The 15,422-nt window shown below is 68.0% G+C and carries 19 protein-coding genes, 1 tRNA gene and 1 other RNA gene; 11 read left to right on the plus strand and 10 right to left on the minus strand.

All coding sequences use genetic code 11. The features are described 5' to 3' along the window. Positions 1-259: hypothetical protein (locus AC1DVT_RS11010; RefSeq protein ID WP_477388884.1), on the minus strand; the 259-nt coding region annotated here is incomplete at its 3' end. A gap of 160 nt (positions 260-419) precedes the next feature. Between AC1DVT_RS11010 and ssrA the strand changes: the two genes are divergently transcribed. Next, positions 420-788, plus strand: a transfer-messenger RNA (tmRNA) gene (gene ssrA, locus AC1DVT_RS11015). A 55-nt stretch (positions 789-843) separates the two neighbouring features. Here the strand turns inward: ssrA and AC1DVT_RS11020 are convergent. The 3 genes from AC1DVT_RS11020 to AC1DVT_RS11030 form a co-directional block, all read right to left on the minus strand. Beyond that, on the minus strand, positions 844-2,175 hold the full coding sequence (locus AC1DVT_RS11020; protein WP_477388886.1) for a flavin monoamine oxidase family protein: 1,332 nt from the start codon (positions 2,173-2,175) through the stop codon (positions 844-846). A gap of 78 nt (positions 2,176-2,253) precedes the next feature. Beyond that, positions 2,254-3,018 carry an EI24 domain-containing protein gene (locus tag AC1DVT_RS11025; protein WP_477388888.1) on the minus strand — a complete coding sequence of 255 codons (765 nt, stop codon included), beginning with the start codon at positions 3,016-3,018 and terminating at the stop codon, positions 2,254-2,256. Between the two features lie 15 nt (positions 3,019-3,033). Then, complete coding sequence (locus AC1DVT_RS11030) at positions 3,034-3,450, minus strand: NUDIX hydrolase (RefSeq protein ID WP_477388890.1); 417 nt, start codon at positions 3,448-3,450, stop codon at positions 3,034-3,036. 49 nt (positions 3,451-3,499) lie between these two features. Here AC1DVT_RS11030 and AC1DVT_RS11035 point away from each other — a divergent pair, with 49 nt between their 5' ends. Together AC1DVT_RS11035 and AC1DVT_RS11040 are read left to right on the plus strand one after the other, a co-directional pair. Continuing rightward, on the plus strand, positions 3,500-4,981 hold the full coding sequence (locus tag AC1DVT_RS11035; protein ID WP_477388892.1) for an SDR family NAD(P)-dependent oxidoreductase: 1,482 nt from the start codon (positions 3,500-3,502) through the stop codon (positions 4,979-4,981). 8 nt (positions 4,982-4,989) lie between these two features. Beyond that, the gene (locus AC1DVT_RS11040) at positions 4,990-5,208 is read left to right on the plus strand and encodes a putative acetyltransferase (RefSeq protein ID WP_477388894.1); all 219 of its coding nucleotides are present in this window, start codon (positions 4,990-4,992) and stop codon (positions 5,206-5,208) included. Here the strand turns inward: AC1DVT_RS11040 and AC1DVT_RS11045 are convergent. The 3 genes from AC1DVT_RS11045 to AC1DVT_RS11055 all read right to left on the minus strand — a co-directional run bounded on the left by AC1DVT_RS11045 (position 5,205) and on the right by AC1DVT_RS11055 (position 7,538). Beyond that, on the minus strand, positions 5,205-5,600 hold the full coding sequence (locus AC1DVT_RS11045) for a hypothetical protein (protein WP_477388896.1): 396 nt from the start codon (positions 5,598-5,600) through the stop codon (positions 5,205-5,207). The two genes, AC1DVT_RS11040 and AC1DVT_RS11045, sit on opposite strands and share 4 nt — an antisense overlap. A gap of 24 nt (positions 5,601-5,624) precedes the next feature. Beyond that, positions 5,625-6,470, minus strand: coding sequence for a helix-turn-helix transcriptional regulator (locus tag AC1DVT_RS11050; RefSeq protein WP_477388898.1), 846 nt, complete (start codon positions 6,468-6,470; stop codon positions 5,625-5,627). A gap of 129 nt (positions 6,471-6,599) precedes the next feature. Beyond that, positions 6,600-7,538 carry an SDR family oxidoreductase gene (locus AC1DVT_RS11055; protein ID WP_477388917.1) on the minus strand — a complete coding sequence of 313 codons (939 nt, stop codon included), beginning with the start codon at positions 7,536-7,538 and terminating at the stop codon, positions 6,600-6,602. 137 nt (positions 7,539-7,675) lie between these two features. Here AC1DVT_RS11055 and AC1DVT_RS11060 point away from each other — a divergent pair, with 137 nt between their 5' ends. The 5 genes from AC1DVT_RS11060 to AC1DVT_RS11080 all read left to right on the plus strand — a co-directional run bounded on the left by AC1DVT_RS11060 (position 7,676) and on the right by AC1DVT_RS11080 (position 12,295). Next, positions 7,676-8,368: a DNA alkylation repair protein gene (locus AC1DVT_RS11060; protein WP_477388900.1), complete on the plus strand. Its 693-nt coding sequence runs from the start codon at positions 7,676-7,678 to the stop codon at positions 8,366-8,368. Further along, complete coding sequence (locus tag AC1DVT_RS11065; protein ID WP_477388902.1) at positions 8,365-8,670, plus strand: NIPSNAP family protein; 306 nt, start codon at positions 8,365-8,367, stop codon at positions 8,668-8,670. The genes AC1DVT_RS11060 and AC1DVT_RS11065 overlap by 4 nt, the downstream gene beginning before the upstream one ends. Before the next feature lie 46 nt (positions 8,671-8,716). Next, positions 8,717-9,127: a nitroreductase/quinone reductase family protein gene (locus AC1DVT_RS11070; RefSeq protein WP_477388904.1), complete on the plus strand. Its 411-nt coding sequence runs from the start codon at positions 8,717-8,719 to the stop codon at positions 9,125-9,127. Positions 9,128-9,196: 69 nt separating this feature from the next. Next, the gene (locus AC1DVT_RS11075; RefSeq protein ID WP_477388906.1) at positions 9,197-10,027 is read left to right on the plus strand and encodes a CPBP family intramembrane glutamic endopeptidase; all 831 of its coding nucleotides are present in this window, start codon (positions 9,197-9,199) and stop codon (positions 10,025-10,027) included. 45 nt (positions 10,028-10,072) lie between these two features. Continuing rightward, positions 10,073-12,295, plus strand: coding sequence for an LLM class flavin-dependent oxidoreductase (locus AC1DVT_RS11080; RefSeq protein ID WP_477388908.1), 2,223 nt, complete (start codon positions 10,073-10,075; stop codon positions 12,293-12,295). A gap of 18 nt (positions 12,296-12,313) precedes the next feature. Here the strand turns inward: AC1DVT_RS11080 and AC1DVT_RS11085 are convergent, their stop codons facing one another. Continuing rightward, positions 12,314-12,898, minus strand: coding sequence for a hypothetical protein (locus tag AC1DVT_RS11085; RefSeq protein ID WP_477388910.1), 585 nt, complete (start codon positions 12,896-12,898; stop codon positions 12,314-12,316). A gap of 6 nt (positions 12,899-12,904) precedes the next feature. Beyond that, on the minus strand, positions 12,905-13,741 hold the full coding sequence (locus tag AC1DVT_RS11090; RefSeq protein WP_477388912.1) for an inositol monophosphatase family protein: 837 nt from the start codon (positions 13,739-13,741) through the stop codon (positions 12,905-12,907). Positions 13,742-13,835: 94 nt separating this feature from the next. Here AC1DVT_RS11090 and AC1DVT_RS11095 point away from each other — a divergent pair. Together AC1DVT_RS11095 and AC1DVT_RS11100 are read left to right on the plus strand one after the other, a co-directional pair. After that, positions 13,836-13,911, plus strand: a tRNA-Lys gene (locus AC1DVT_RS11095). Positions 13,912-14,102: 191 nt separating this feature from the next. After that, on the plus strand, positions 14,103-14,513 hold the full coding sequence (locus AC1DVT_RS11100; protein WP_477388913.1) for a hypothetical protein: 411 nt from the start codon (positions 14,103-14,105) through the stop codon (positions 14,511-14,513). Between the two features lie 117 nt (positions 14,514-14,630). On the opposite strand, the gene AC1DVT_RS11105 is transcribed toward AC1DVT_RS11100, so the two are convergent. Then, positions 14,631-14,903: a hypothetical protein gene (locus tag AC1DVT_RS11105; protein WP_477388915.1), complete on the minus strand. Its 273-nt coding sequence runs from the start codon at positions 14,901-14,903 to the stop codon at positions 14,631-14,633. A 376-nt stretch (positions 14,904-15,279) separates the two neighbouring features. On the opposite strand from AC1DVT_RS11105, the gene AC1DVT_RS11110 reads away from it, so the two are divergent. Further along, positions 15,280-15,422, plus strand: a 143-nt coding sequence (locus AC1DVT_RS11110; protein ID WP_477388919.1) for an SDR family NAD(P)-dependent oxidoreductase, incomplete at its 3' end; no start/stop codon positions are given.

The raw sequence follows: 15,422 nt of genomic DNA on the forward strand, positions 1-15,422 counted from the left end.
TCTGCGCCATCATCGCCTGGAACTCCTGGGTGGACGTGGACTCGCACGTCGCCGCGGCCGGCTCAGCCACGGGAGAAGCCGAGGGCGTGGGGGAGGCGGGTTCAGCGGCCGAGGGAGTGGCTGTCGGTGTCGGCGTGGCAGTGGGAGTAGGTGTGGCGGACGGCTCGCCGGCCCCACTCAGCACCACGACCAGGACGATCAGTGCAACGGCGAGCACAGCGATGACGCCGATCAGGATGCCCCAGCCGCGCTTGCTCATCGCCCCAGGCTATCCACGGCGACGACATCGGGCGGGGAGCGGAATTCCGGATGTCGCGAAACCGTTGTAGTCTGGGATGCTCGGATGCCACGGCATCCGTGTTGAAAACTCCACAGCGTGACAGCGGCCCCTTCGAAAGAAGGACCTCGACAGAGGACACGGGGATGATCGGTTTCGACATCGCCTGCGATTCTGCGAGAAGCGGGCCGAGGATGCAGGGTTATCTCGTAAACGACCTCTGCAAAACCATAATTGCCGATGCAAATCGCAATGACTTCGCCCTCGCTGCATAAGCGAGCCTGAAGTCCGTGAGACCGTAGGCGTTCCCGCTACGGACCCTCGCGTCATCTAGGGGACTTGCTGCGTGACGGCGTCTGGACGTCACGCGGGACTCTTCCCAGGCTGGGCTCGTCGACTTAGGTGTCTGTGACAAAGGTCGGAGCCGAGCAGAACGCTTTCACAGACTGCGCCCGGAGAATGCGCAGATTTACAGCGATGGACGGGGGTTCAATTCCCCCCATCTCCACGAACCGCTGTCACAGGAGTTTGATGAAGGCCCAGGAGCGTATGCACCTGGGCCTTCGTCATGATCGGTCGGCCCAGATATCTTCGATCGGGATCTCCCGGCCCAGGATGTTCGCCGCCGCGCGATGGCCCGAGTACAACGCACCGGGAACCGTTGCCGGGTCATCTGTCCAGGTGGCCTCGCCGGCGATGTGGATGACTCCACCGACGGGCGTCGCGAGGTCATCGTGGTCGGCGGTCGTCGACCCCACCGCCATGTACGCGTACGCGCCATGAGCGAAGGGGTCATCCTGCCAATCTGTGATGCGCACGCTCGTCGGCTCCTCGACACGGTCGCCGTATAGGCGGCGCAGCTGACGGAGGACCGACTMGACAACGTGCTCGTCGCTCCAGCCCCGCGTGTGAACGGCGGCGGGTCCGGCGGCGAACGTCAGCAGGGTGGGCGTCCCATGCAGACCGGTGAGGTCGTACCAGGAGTGCCACCAGGCACCCTCGGGGCCCTGCTGCCGGATCGCGTAGACATTGTCGTCCCAGAACTTGGCAGGAAACCGCAGGAAGACCTTCTCGAAGGCGTTCATCCGCAGGCGAGCCAGAGCGCCTGCGTGGGGCTGGGGGAGCGGCGGTTCGATGACGAAGTCGTCCGACTGCAGTACGCCGACCGGCACCGTGACCACGGTGCTGTCCGCAGTGAGCGTCCCGTGGTTGGTCATGACGGTCACTCCGTCAGCCGACCACCGCACGTGCGAGACGACGTTCTCGAAGCGGATGTCGAGCCCGGCCGCGAGCTGTGCCGGAAGTCTGTCGTACCCGTCGGGGAAGACCACCTCGTCGCCGTCCACGGTGTCGTCATCGAGGCCGTGCGCGGCGAGATCCTCGATCCACGCCCCGTACTGCTCCTCCGAGCGGTGCTCCATGTACTCGCGCACGTGCTGTGCGCGATCCTCTGCCCAACCCTGCTCAGCGATGGCGGCATCCGTCACGTCGCGGTACGAGGCATCCGGATCCGACTCCGCGATGACCCCCACGAGGGTGGCATCGACGGCGTGGATGTCGTCGATGAAGCGCTGTGCCGCGGCATCCGACAGCCGTTCGCCATCCGGGGCGTAGTAGGCGATCGGGCGACTGTCGGGCTGATAGCCGCCGACCGTGAATTCCACTGTGCGCATGCCGAAGGCCTCGGCCGCCGCGGCGACCGGGCTGTCGTTGATGCCGTGGATCCAGGATGCGCCGAGGTCGGTGACGAGGCCGTCGGTGCGATCGGTGTGGACTCGACCGCCCACGCGGTCGCGGGCCTCGAGCACCACGACGCGGCGCCCGGCTCTGGCAAGCAGCCGCGCGGCCGTCAGGCCGGACACCCCGGCGCCGATCACGATTGAATCGAAATGATCCATGCAGACCTCCTACCCAGAGCATGCCTGGTCCCGGCGAAGGATGCCATCCGAGTGATCGCACAGAGGAACGCACAACCGTCAGCGGGAGCGGCGGCGCTCCACGACCGGAGGGTGGGGCGCCGACTCGAGGAGCGAGCGGGCGAGGAGCGTCGATCCCGCCACGGCAGACGGCATGGTCGCCACCGCGCCGAGGGGCACGATGAAGCAGAGCTGTGTGGCGACGCCGAAGCCGACGACTCGCGCACGGTGCTGCCGAAGAAGCTTCCGCCGTTCGGCAGGAGCCATGCCGCGTGCCGTGAGCGCACGGCTGGTCAACTCTTCGGCGAGGAGCCAGCCGGTGAACAGCACCGCGAAGACGGTCCCGAGTGCACCGCCCACGACCGGAATCAGGCTCATGAGCGCGGAGAGCAGCGCGATCCCGACGCCGCGGGCGAAGAGCGCAAGCCCGTCCCACAGCGATCGCCAGAACGAGTAATCGCCGTCGATGGCGGAGACCCCGGCATCCGTCTCCACTGCCTTCCAGATGCGGTCGTAGAAGGGCTCTCCGATGAGGAGCGTGAGCGCCGTGAACGAGATCGCGACCAGCACGAGGGCGGCCCCGAGCACGGCGGTGCCGACTGCCGCCCGGATGACGGTGGCCCAGATTCCGGGCCATCCCTCAGCGAACGGCGTGAGCGCGACAGTGAGTCCGGGCAGGGATGCGCCCAAGGCGATCAGCCCCGCGAGGAACAGTGCACCGACGATCGCCGCGGGAAGGAGGCCGAGCGCCATGAGCCCGGGACGCCGAGGCCAATAGGCGAACCCGCGTCCCAAGAGGGCGACTCCCCGGGCGAATTCGCGCATCGATCGAAGCTTCGCTCAGCGACCGAGCGGGGGGAGGAAGTACTCCCGCGCGAGCGGGGCGACTTCCAGCGTGTCGGCGTCGGCGCGGGTGATCCAGCGCAGCTCGGCGATCTCGGCGCCGACGGCAGGCACCTGCGAACCGATCGTCGCAACGAACACATCAGCCACCACGAGGTGATCCGGTTCGTTCGCCGCGGCTGCCGTGTACTCGCCGAGCGGTTCCAGATCCTGCGGATCGACACGGATGCCGAGTTCCTCTTCGAGCTCGCGGCTCAGGGTCTGCGCACCGGTCTCGCCGGGTTCGGGCTTGCCGCCGGGCTGCATGAACGCGGTAGTGCCGGCCTTGCGCACGAGGAGCAGTCGGCCCTCGGCATCCGTGATCACCGCCGCAGACACGTGGATCCTGCGGAGCGCGATGGGGTCGGAGGTCACCCTGGCACGGTAACAGGGATCGCCCATCCGCCCCGACGTAGAATCGTGTGTGCCTCCCGAGAACCCTGCGACCTCTGATCTGCCGCCGAGCGGCATCGACCCGGCGGACCTCGCTGCCACCCTCAAGGTGCTGCACGGCATGGCCGGACTCGACGAGACGCACCCCGACTTCATCGCCGTCCGCCAGGCGACCGCCGCGATGTTCAAGGCCGTCAAGAAGGTGCGCCGCCGCGAGATCCGCGATGCGATCGCCCAGGCGGACCGTGACGTGGTCGCTGCGACCGCCACCGGCGCTGCCGATCGCATCGACGACGAGACCCGCGGCATCCCGATCTCGACCGCCACCACCGCACCGACGGCGGGCACGCTGCTCAAGCCGCGCGCCTGCTACATCTGCAAGCAGCCCTATACGGTCGTCGATGCGTTCTACCACCAGCTGTGCCCGACCTGCGCGGCGATGAGTCACGCGAAGCGGGATGCGCGCGCCGACCTCACCGGCAAGCGCGCGCTGCTCACCGGCGGCCGGGCGAAGATCGGCATGTACATCGCGCTGCGCCTCCTGCGCGACGGTGCGCACACGACGATCACGACCCGGTTCCCGCGCGACGCGGTCCGCCGCTTCAGCAGCCTGCCCGATGCGCCGGACTGGATCGACCGGCTCAAGATCGTCGGCATCGACCTGCGCGACCCCGCTCAGGTGATCGCGCTCGCCGAGGACGTCGCTGCGGCGGGGAGCCTCGACATCCTGATCAACAACGCGACCCAGACGGTTCGCCGCTCACCCGGCGCGTACCAGCCCCTCGTCGACGCTGAGCTGGCTCCGCTGCCGACAGGGCGGCTGCCCGAGCTGGTCACATTCGGCCACACGAACGACCAGCACCCGCAGGCGCTGGAGCGCTCGGTGACGGCGCACCCGATCCTCGCCGCCGCGGCGGCACGGGCCGACGAGCTGACCGAGCAGGCGATGACCGCCGGATCGAGCTCGCTCGAACGACTGGCCGCCGGAACCGCGATCGATGCCGGCGGGCTGATCCCCGACATCCATCACACGAATTCCTGGACCCAGCACGTCGACGAGGTCGACCCCCTGGAGATGCTCGAGGTGCAGCTGGCGAACACCACCGCGCCGTTCCTGCTGGTCTCGAAGCTGCGACCGTCGCTGGCGGCGAGCAGCGCGCGGCGCACCTACATCGTGAATGTCAGTGCGATGGAAGGCGTCTTCGGTCGCGGCTACAAGGGTCCGGGGCATCCGCACACGAACATGGCCAAGGCGGCCGTGAACATGCTCACGCGCACGAGCGCCCGCGAGATGTTCGAGACCGACCAGATCCTCATGACGAGCGTCGACACCGGCTGGATCACCGACGAGCGCCCGCACCCGACCAAGGTGCGCCTCGCCGAGGAGGGCTTCCACGCCCCGCTCGACCTCGTCGACGGCGCGGCACGGGTCTACGACCCGATCGTGCGCGGAGAGGCCGGCGAGGACGTCTTCGGGGTCTTCCTCAAGGACTACGCACCCGGCTCATGGTAGGTGATCGAGTGGCGAGGAACGAGCGTATCGAGATCCCCGCACCGGGTCACCGGGTGGTCGTGCGCTACCTGCTGCCCACCGGGCAGGCGACGGATGCGCTCGGCGAGCTTGTGAGCGCGGATGCCGAGACCGTCGTCGTCGACGGCAAGCGCGGCATCGAACACATCGCGGTCGCCGACATCATCGCGGCGAAGGAAGTGCCGCCGGCGCCCGAGCCGCGTCGCTAGATCGCCGTCGCCAGCGCGCCGAACCCCATGGCGATGAGGAACGACAGGACAGCGAGCACGATCGACACGGGCACCATCAGGTTCCGCTCCGGCTTGCTGCGCGAAATCGCGTTCATCACGATGCCGAGCACGAAGTACCCGAATATCACCCACATCGCGACCTCGGAGAACGGCTCGGGGAACACGTCGATCGCCCCCACGCGGTCCCACGCGATGACGTCGATCAGCGCGTAGATGAGGACCGACACCGCGCTGCCGACGCGCAGGCGGGCAGGCAGGACGCGGTGCGCACCACCCCAGGCGAAGCGGCCGAGCGGGGCGCCGAAGACGAGCGCCAACTGGAAGATCGCGAGCGCGACCAGGACGACGGTGAGCGCGAGCGCGAAAGGCATCGTCCCACCGTAGTGGCGGGGAGCTCAGCCTCCCGACGCGAGCTCCTGGGTGCCGATGACCGACAGCAGCTGCAGCAGGTCGTAGCTCGCGGTCCCCGGCGTCGCCGTGAGCACCAGAAGAGTCTGACCCTGCTCGGGGTCGACCAGAAAGTGACACTGCAGTTCCATCATCCCCACCTCGGGGTGCTGCAGGCGCTTCTCGCGCGGTTGCGTGCCGCGAACCTCGTGGGTCTCCCAGATCGCCGCAAACTCGGGGCTCTGGGCAAGCAGCGCCTGGACGATCGCGCCGGCACGCGAACGATCGCCGTGCTTGGCATAGACGGTGCGGATGTTCGCGGTGAATTCCCGTGAGTGCAGCGGGTGATCTTCGACGGGGTAGACATCTCGAGCCGACGGCTCCATGAACCAGCGGTAGCCGACGCTGCGCATGAACCCCTCGTACTGCGTCTCGTCGCCGAAGAGGGCTCGTGCGGCCGGTGTCTGCGCGAGGGTCTCGCCGAGCTCCGTCATGACCTGCGCGGGGGTGTCGGCGAGCCGGTCGAGGATCCGCATGATGCCGGGGGAGATGTGGTCGCTGCGCAGAGCCCGCGCCGGCGCCGTGTGACCGGCGAGCCGGAACAGGTGGTCGCGTTCGTCCAGGGTGAGCCGGAGGCCGCGGGCAATCGCAGCGAGCATCTGCTCCGACGGCTGGGGGCCGCGACTCTGCTCGAGGCGGCTGTAGTAGTCGACGGACATGTCAGAGAGCCCGGCGACCTCCTCGCGACGGAGGCCGGACGTGCGTCGTCGTGAGCCGCGCCGCAGGCCCACATCCTCGGGCTGCAGCGCCTCGCGTCGACGACGCAGGAAGTCCGCCAGCTGTGCTCTGTCCATGGTTCGAGTCTCCGAGATGCGGGTGAGGGGAACAAGGGATCGACGATCCCTGGGTGCGGCCCTTCGACAAGCTCAGGGACCGGGCCCCGGCTCAGGGACCGGGCCCCGGCTCAGGGACCGGGCCCCGGCTCAGGGACCGACGGTCACGCCGACCAGGCGCTCCGACAGCTCCCACACCCGGCGCGCGGCATCCGCGCTCTCCAGTCGCGAGTAGAGCGGCTGCTCGGCGGGCAGCCCACTCAGGTGCAGGAAACCCTTGGGGCCGTAGAGACGCCCACCAACGGCATCCGGACTCGTCGCCGAATAGACAGCCGACAACGCGGCGGACGCCGGAGTGCCGACCAGGATGCCGCGGCGCGACATCGCCCGGATGAGCTTCACCGCTGCGGTGTCATCGGGGCGCCCCATACCCGGCTGGGCGGCGAGCAGGTTCGTCGGCGTGATTCCGGGATGCGAGAGGTTGCTGCGGATGCCCCAGGCCGCGGCATCCGATCGCCGCTGGAGTTCCATCGCGAACAGGCCGAACGCGATCTTGGATGAGCTGTACGCCTTCATGGCGTCGTAGTTGTGCTGCCAGGTGAGGTCATCCCACTTGATCGCGCCCTGATTCGCCGAGATGCTCACCTGGCTGGTCACGTGCGCTCGCCCGGCTCGGAGCAGGGGCAGCAACTGCGCGACGAGCGCGAAGTGGCCGAGGTGATTGGTTGCGAACTGCAGTTCGAACCCGTCGTCGGTCAGCTGGCGGGTCGGCGGGCTCATGACACCGGCGTTGTTGATCAGGATGTCGATCGGTCGACCCTCCGCAAGGAGCACATCGGAGAACGATGCGACCGATTCGAGCGACGCAAGATCGAGCGTGTGGACACGGATGCCGGCACCCGGCGTCCGCTCCCGGATGCGCGCTGCGGCAGCCGCACCCTTGCCGAGGCCGCGCACCGGCATGACGATCTCAGCGCCCGAGCGGGCGAGGCGGGCAGCGATCTCGAATCCGACTCCGTCGCTCGCGCCGGTCACGACGGCGAGGCTTCCGGTGAGGTCGGGGATGGTGATGTCGACGGCTTTCGGCATGATGTGCAGCTCCATGAGTTCGGCGAGGGCTGCTTCCATGCTGTGCGCTTGCCGGAACGGCATTCAGGGCGCGCTTACCCAGGGATCGCCGATCCATGCCTGCGCCTAGGCTGATTTCCGAACGAACGGAGGTCGAGATGACCGACACACAGGTCGACACGCGGGTCGGCGAGGTTCTCGCCGAACTCGCTGCGCTCGAAGACCCGCGCGCGCGCGAAGTCAACGCGCGCCATGGCGACGACCACGGCGTCAACCTCAGCAAGCTCCGCGGGGTCGCGAAGTCGCTGAAGGTCGATCAGGACCTGGCAGCGCAGCTCTGGGCGACGGATGACACGGCGGCGCGGCTGGTGGCGATCCTGATCAGCCGGCCGAAGCTGTACAGCGCGGCGGAGCTCGATGCGATGCTGCGCGAAGCTCGGGCGGTGAAGGTGCACGACTGGCTCGTGAATTACATCGTCAAGAAGGGCCCCTATCAGGAGGAGCTTCGGGTCGCGTGGCTCGAGGACTCAGATCCGGTCGTCGCGAGTGCGGGCTGGAACCTCACCGCCGACGATGTCGCGAAGCGCCCGGAGCTCCTCGACCTGCCCGCGTTGCTCGACACGATCGAAGCCCAGATGAAGTCCGCCCCCGATCGCCTGCAGTGGGAGATGAACACCACCCTCGCGATGATCGGGATCCACCATCCGGAGTTGCGGGCGCGCGCGCTCGACATCGGTGAGCGCCTCGAGGTGCTCAAGGACTACCCGACGCCACCGAACTGCACCTCACCGTTCGCCCCGATCTGGATCGGCGAGATCGTCCGGCGCAACAAAGAATCGAGAACCACGTGATCACCGTCCATCTGCGCTACGAGATCGACCCCGACAAGCTGGACGAGTTCACGCAGTACGGGCGAGATTGGATCCGCCTCGTGAACAAGCTCGGCGGCACGCACCACGGATACTTCATGCCGAGTGAGGGCGACAGCGACGAGGCCTTCGCACTGTTCACCTTCCCGTCGATGGCCGAGTACGAGGCCTACCGGATCGCATCGCGCACCGACCCCGAATGCGTYCAGGCGTTCCAATTCGCGCGCGACACGCAGTGCATCCGCCGCTACGAGCGCCGGTTCCAGACGCCCGTCTTCAGCTGACGTCCGTCGGCCCGGGTGCCCGACGCCGCACCTAGACTGACCCACGATGGATGCCGCGATCGCAAACGCCCTGGCGCTGGGCCCCGAATCGACGATGAACGATCACACGGTGGACATCACCACGATCGGCGCACGCTCTGGCGAGCCGCGGCGCATCGAGATCTGGTTTCACAACGTCGACGGTGTCGTCTACCTGACTGGCCTTCCGGGCCCGCGCGCCTGGTACGCCAACCTTCTCGCCCATCCGCACTTCACCTTCCACCTCAAGGACGGGGTTCAGGCCGACCTGCAGGCGACCGCAGCGCCGGTGACCGATCCGGGCGAGCGGGCGAGACTGTTCGCAGCGATCACCACGGGGATCGACGACCTCTACGCCAGACGCGGATCGCATCAGCGCGTGGCACATCCCGACCTCTGGGTCAGTGGCAGCCCGCTCATCCGCGTCACCTTCGACTGACCCTTCTGCAGGGCCGATAGCCTGAGAGCGGCCACATCGATAATCCGCCCTGCGACCGGAGGTTGACCCTTGCCTGAGAACCACGACTCATCCGCCTGGAAGCGCTTCTGGGATCGCGGGGGCCTCTGGAGGGCACTGCTGCTCGCCGTGGTCTACTACGGCCTCTACCAGCTGGTCGCGGTCGGGCTCTTCTTCACCGTCGGAGACCTGGCCGGCTCCCCGGACAGCCCGCTCGGCATCGTACTCGACACCGCACTGCCGATCCTCCTCGGCGGGGTGCTGCTCGTGCTGTTCGCCTGGTCGATCGGGTGGCTGCGCGAGCTCTTCGGTCCGCAGCCGATCGGCGGACGCGGCTGGATGTGGATCGCGGTGGCGGTTGTGCTGCTGACGAATCTGTTCCGCTTCGCAACCCTCGACTATGCCGCCGCAGGGGCACCGACGGTCTTGGCGTGGCTGTTCGCGGGGCTCTGCATCGGATTCGCCGAGGAGCTGCTCACGCGCGGTTTCGTCGTGAACCTCATGCGCCGGGCTGGCCACTCGGAGATCGTCGTCGCGGTGACCTCGGCTGCGATCTTCGCCGCCCTGCACATCGGGAACGCGTTCGGCGGCCAGCCGATCCTGAACACGGCGATCCAGGTCGCCTACACCTTCGCGTTCGGCATATGCATGTACCTTGCGCTGCGGGTGACCGGGAACATCATCTGGCCGATCCTGCTCCACGCCACGACCGACCCGAGCATCTTCCTGCTGACGGCCTACCCCGGATCCGGCCCGCTCACTCCGATTGCCGGCCTGGGGAACATCGTTGTGATCATCACCGGGCTCGCCCTGGTCGGTTTCATCCGCGGGCGGGTGAGCCCGAAGGTCATCGACACGGGAGCGACAGTTTCCGCCTCATGATCTACGCACCGGAATGCCACCGCTCACCCGCCCGTTGGTGACACGGTGGATTACGGACACGCGCTCGAATTCGGCGCCTTCATCACCCCGACGGCCGCCGATCCCGAGACCCCGGTCCGGCTCGCACAGATCGCCGAGGCATCCGGTCTCGACCTGGTGACCTTCCAGGACCACCCGTACCAGCCGGCGTTCCTCGACACGTGGACGCTCATGTCCTTCGTCGCGGCGCGGACCGACAGCATCCGCATCGCTCCCAACGTGCTGAATGTTCCCCTCCGCCCGCCCGCCGTCGTCGCCCGCTCGGCGGCGAGCCTTGACCTGCTCTCGGGTGGCCGCTTCGACCTCGCGCTGGGCTCCGGCGGCTTCTGGGACGCGATCGAAGCCATGGGCGGCGGGCGATTGACTGCAGGACAGGCCGTGACCGCGCTCGAGGACGCGATCGACGTGATCCGGGAGCTCTGGGACACGAGCGAGCGCCGCGGTGCCTTCACCGACGGGAAGTACCACCGGGTGCACGGCGCGAAGCGCGGCYCGCGCCCCGCGCACGACGTCCCGATCTGGATCGGCGCGTACAAGCCGCGCATGCTGTCGCTGACCGGCCGCAAGGGCGACGGATGGCTGCCCTCGCTCGGCTATCTGAAGCCCGGCGATCTCGATCGGGGCAACACATCGATCGACGAGGCTGCGACCTCGGTCGGTCGTGATCCCCGGGAAATCCGCCGACTGCTGAACGTCGGCGCGATCGAGGGCGGCTCCTGGGCGGACCGCCTCGCGGTGATGGCGATCGAGGATGGCATCGGCACGTTCATCCTCGCGGCGGACGATCCCCGCGCCCTGCAGGCGTTCGGCCAGGAGGTGGCGCCCGCCGTCCGTGAGCTGGTGCGGGCCGAGCGCGCGCGTCGCGGCACTGTCGCGGCATCCGGCCGCTCCAGCGTGGCCATCGCCGCGCGCCGCTCCGGCATCGCCTACGACGACGTGCCCGCAGGCCTGCGCGCCATCGAACCGGGCGACTTCGCGTACGAGACTGTGCGTGCCACCTACATGCGCGGGGGTGCACCTGGCATCGTGCTGCAGCCCGACTCGACCGCGCAGGTGGCCGACGCGATCGCGTTCGCTCGCCGGCATCCGGATGCCGCGCTCTCAGTGCGCAGCGGCGGCCACGGAATCAGCGGCCGCAGCACGAACGACGGCGGAATCGTCATCGACCTGCAGAACCTCAACGCGATCGAGGTGCTCGACGAAGAGCGCCGGCTGGTGCGGATCGGACCCGGCGCGCGCTGGGCCGAAGTCGCGGCGGCCCTCGGGGAGCACGGCTGGGCGATCTCGTCGGGTGACTCGGGCGGCGTCGGCGTCGGCGGACTCGCCACCGCCGGGGGCATCGGCTTCCTCGCTCGCGAGCACGGCCTCACCATCGACCACCTGCGCGCGGCGGAGGTCGTGCTCGCTGACGGAACGATCGTGCGGACGGATGCCGAGACCCGGCCCGACCTCTTCTGGGCCGTGCGCGGCGCGGGGTCGAACGTCGGGATCGTGACCGCGTTCGAGTTCGAAGCCGCCGAGGTCGGCGATCTCGGCTGGGCGCAGCTCGTCTTCCAGGTCGACGACACTGCCGCGTTCCTGGAGGGGTTCGGCGGCATCGTCGAGGCCGCACCGCGCGACCTCACCGCGTTCCTCACGATGGGCGGACGCCGAGGCAACGGCCCCCGGGTCGCGCAGATCTCGGCGATGGTGGACTCCGACGCTCCTGACACGATCGTCGATCGGCTCCAGCCGTTCGCCCAACTCGCCCCTCTCGCGCAGCAGTCGGTGCAGATCACGACCTATCCTCGCGTGCTCGCGAACGCCGACCTCGGTCCGCACAGCGGCACCGGTGAGCCGCACTCGCGCTCTGCGCTGGTCGCGCACCTCACGCCCGCGATCGCCGCGGCGGCGGAGCGGATGCTGGACGCCGGCGACTCCTACTTCTTCCAGGTGCGGTCAGTCGGCGGGGCGGTCGCCGATGTCGCGGTCGAGGCGACCGCGTACGCCCACCGTGCGGCGAACTTCTCGATCGTCGCGATCGGGGTGAATGCCGCGCGATTGGACGACTCCTGGCGCGGAGTAGCGGCGAACGCACAGGGGTCGTACCTGAGCTTCGACAGCTCGCTGCGGGCCGAGCGGATCGGGGAGGCGTTCCCGCCTCAGACGCTCGAGCGGCTGCGCGCGATCAAGGCGGAGGTCGACCCTGCCGGAATGTTCGCGGACAACTTCTCCGTGCCGACGGACTGAGGTTCGGTCGAGTCAGTTCTAGGGGAACTGCACGAGCAGCAGGCTCTGCTTCGTGTCGGCGTACTTCACCCAGCCGTCACCGAAKAGGTAGGTGCGGCCGTACCCCTCATCATCCGTGGTGACGGCGGTATCGGCGCTCTCGGTGACGTAGACGCCCTCGCGGGAGTCCTCCGTTCGCCAGCCCTCGGCGAGGAGATCCTGCTCGGCGGTTGCCGCCTGGGCCGCGGTGATCGGCGCCCAGCCGAACTGCTGGACCTGCTCAGCGGAGGCGGACAAGTCGCCCCACGTGCACTGCACGCCCTCGGGGACGGCGACGGTCACGGTGCCGACCGTGAACGCATCCTCGAAGTTGGTCCAGCCCAGCGCCTCGAAGTCGGAGACGATCGCCGGAGAGATGATCGTCTCGCAGGTGGGATCCTCGGACGTTGCCGCTGCGGTGTCCGGCGTGGCCCCGGGCTCGGGCGTCGCAGAGGGCGCAACGGCGCTGGGCGCAGTGGTCGCGGTCGGTGCCGCCTCCGGCGCGGCCGCGGCGCAGCCGCTGACGGCGGCCAGCGAGGCTGCGAGGGCGAGGACCGCGGTGAAACGGTGAAGGGGGCGGATCATGCGGGTCTACTCCGTGGGGGCGGGGGGATGCAGGAGGTTCAGGAAGGCGTCGTGCAGACGCCCGTTGGTGGCCAGTGAAGAGCGGTCGCCGATCGAGTCCACACCGTCGAACGACGTGAAGCGGCCACCGGCCTCGGTGATGATCGGAACCATCGCCGCGATGTCGTACTCTCTGACGCCGAACTCCGCGACGAATTCGAGTCGTCCCTCGGCGAGGAGCATGTACGGCCAGGCGTCGCCGTAGCCGCGATCGCGCCAGACCGACCGGCTCAGGCGCAGCAGTGCGTCGGTGTGGCCGGCCTCATCCCACTGCGCGATGCTCTGGAAGCTGACGCTCGCATCAGCGAGGGTCGAGACTTGTGAGACCGCGATGCGCTGGGGCGCGGCATCCGGAGTGTTCGTCCATGCGCCGAGGCCCGTCGCGCCCCACCAGCGTCGGCCGATGGCCGGCTGGCTGGCGACGCCCACGCGCGGCACGCCGTCGATCGCGAGGGCGATGAGCGTCGTCCACATCGGGATGCCCTTGAGGTAGTTCGCCGTGCCGTCGATCGGGTCGATGATCCACTGGCGGGCCGTGTCGCCGGTGACGCCGTACTCCTCGCCGAAGATCCCGTCATCAGGCCGCTCGGCTTCGAGGATCGCGCGGATCGCACGCTCGGTGGCGAGGTCGGCCTCCGTGACGTGGCTGGCATCCGCCTTCAGCTGCACATCGAGGTCGGCGGCGTCGAAACGCTGCATCGATGCCGCATCCGCGGCATCCGCCAACCTCAGCGCCAGCGCGAGTTCGGGGCGCAGATCACCATCGAACGGCGCGCCGAACGATGGTGAAGGGGAGGGGGACACATGTCAAGGATACCGGGCGTCCGGCGGCTCGATTTCCGAGCGAGCGGGTCGTTCTGGTAACGTAATCCCTCGGTTCGCCTCACGGTGAAACCGAGCACCTCTAGCTCAATCGGCAGAGCAACTGACTCTTAATCAGTGGGTTCTGGGTTCAAGTCCCAGGGGGTGCACCAATTAGAAAATGCCCGGTCAGATGATGAATCTCTGCCGGGCTTTTCTGCGTCCAAAGGGCGAGCAACCACAATTTCAACCGACAATCGCGCTCGCAACGTGCCTCTGCTTGGCGCCGGAGTCATGATCGGGGTGATGGTGATCTGGCAGACGTCTCTGTCTCAACGCGCGACCGCCCATTATCGTGAGGCCCGTGGACAACGTCGCCAACGCCGAGTGGGAGGCGCTGCTGTCCCACCATGGGATCAAGCCCACCGTGACGCCTGTCGACAGCAACGATGACGCTGCGCGAGACGTCTCGTTGGCCCACAACGGGATGAAACCCGCCATGACCAACGACACGCGGGTGGCCAGACAGTTAAGAATGTGGAGTCTGTGCCTTTTCATAGCCGCGCCGGCACTCGGTCTTGTGGGTGTTCTTTGGGTGCTCATCGCCATGGCTCCCACAGGAGACGATATTCAGAACGAATCTGCATATATCCCGTCTCAGATCGCAACCAACGTGGTCGGTTCCATCGTGGTTGCGATGCTGACCGCTTCTTTCGTTCTCGCGATCATCTACTACGCGGGCCCGTGGCGGAGGAGAAGCCAACAGCGCGACTGACCGCTGGATCTGAATGGCAGTCCCACACAGCCGCGCGCCACGTGGTGGTTCTGCCAGCCGTCCCGGGTCTATGTGGACGTGCTGGAGCAGCTCCAGGGCTGACAGCTAGCCGCTGGATCAGCCTCCGGTGAAGCCGAGAAGGATGACCTCGAACCCTGCGGCTTCGCATGCTTTGTACAGGTCGGCACCGAACACGGGTCCGCCCGGTGTGCCGAAATTGGTCGGACCAACGTCCTGAACTGCGGGTACCTCCTCTTTGAGGGCCGCAAGTGCTTCGGCCACGGGTCCTTCGTCAGCGGATGGGATGTTGCCGAGAACGCGCGACGCTAGGGCATACCACCCGCTCCTCTCCTGCTGGCCCATGCGGTCCTCATGGAACGCGACATCCACGTTGCCCAAGATGACCACGACGTCACCGAACCCTGCACATGTCACCTCGTCCGGCGCTGCTGGCGTCTCTGCTGATGCAGGTTCCGGTGCGGCGCTGACGGGCGGTGTCGAGGTCGCCGTCGGGGGTGGGTCAGCCGCTGCTGGTGCCGTGGCGGTGCACCCGGCAAGCGCGGTCACGGCTAGGGCCAGCGCGGCGAGTACGGGGGCGGACTTGGCTGTGCGGTGCATGACGCAATACTTGCAGACCGTGTGAAAAGTCTTTGAGCGGCGGCGTGGCGGCATTGCTCATGGCGCTGAGCGTACTGCGCAGGTCGTCCTGGCGGTCGACAAGCCGGAGGTGCCATCGTGGGAGCAGGCACGAATGGGGGAGCCGACCATGGCCGAACACGTCCACGACCTCACGGGCAAGCGCGCCCTCGTCACGGGTGCCGCGAGTGGCATCGGGCTCGCGTGCGCCCACGAGTTCGCGCGGCGGGGCGCTCACGTCGTGATCGCCGACCTGAACGCGGATGCCGCGGC

The sequence above is a fragment of the Microbacterium sp. P2_F9 genome, from assembly GCF_056403635.1.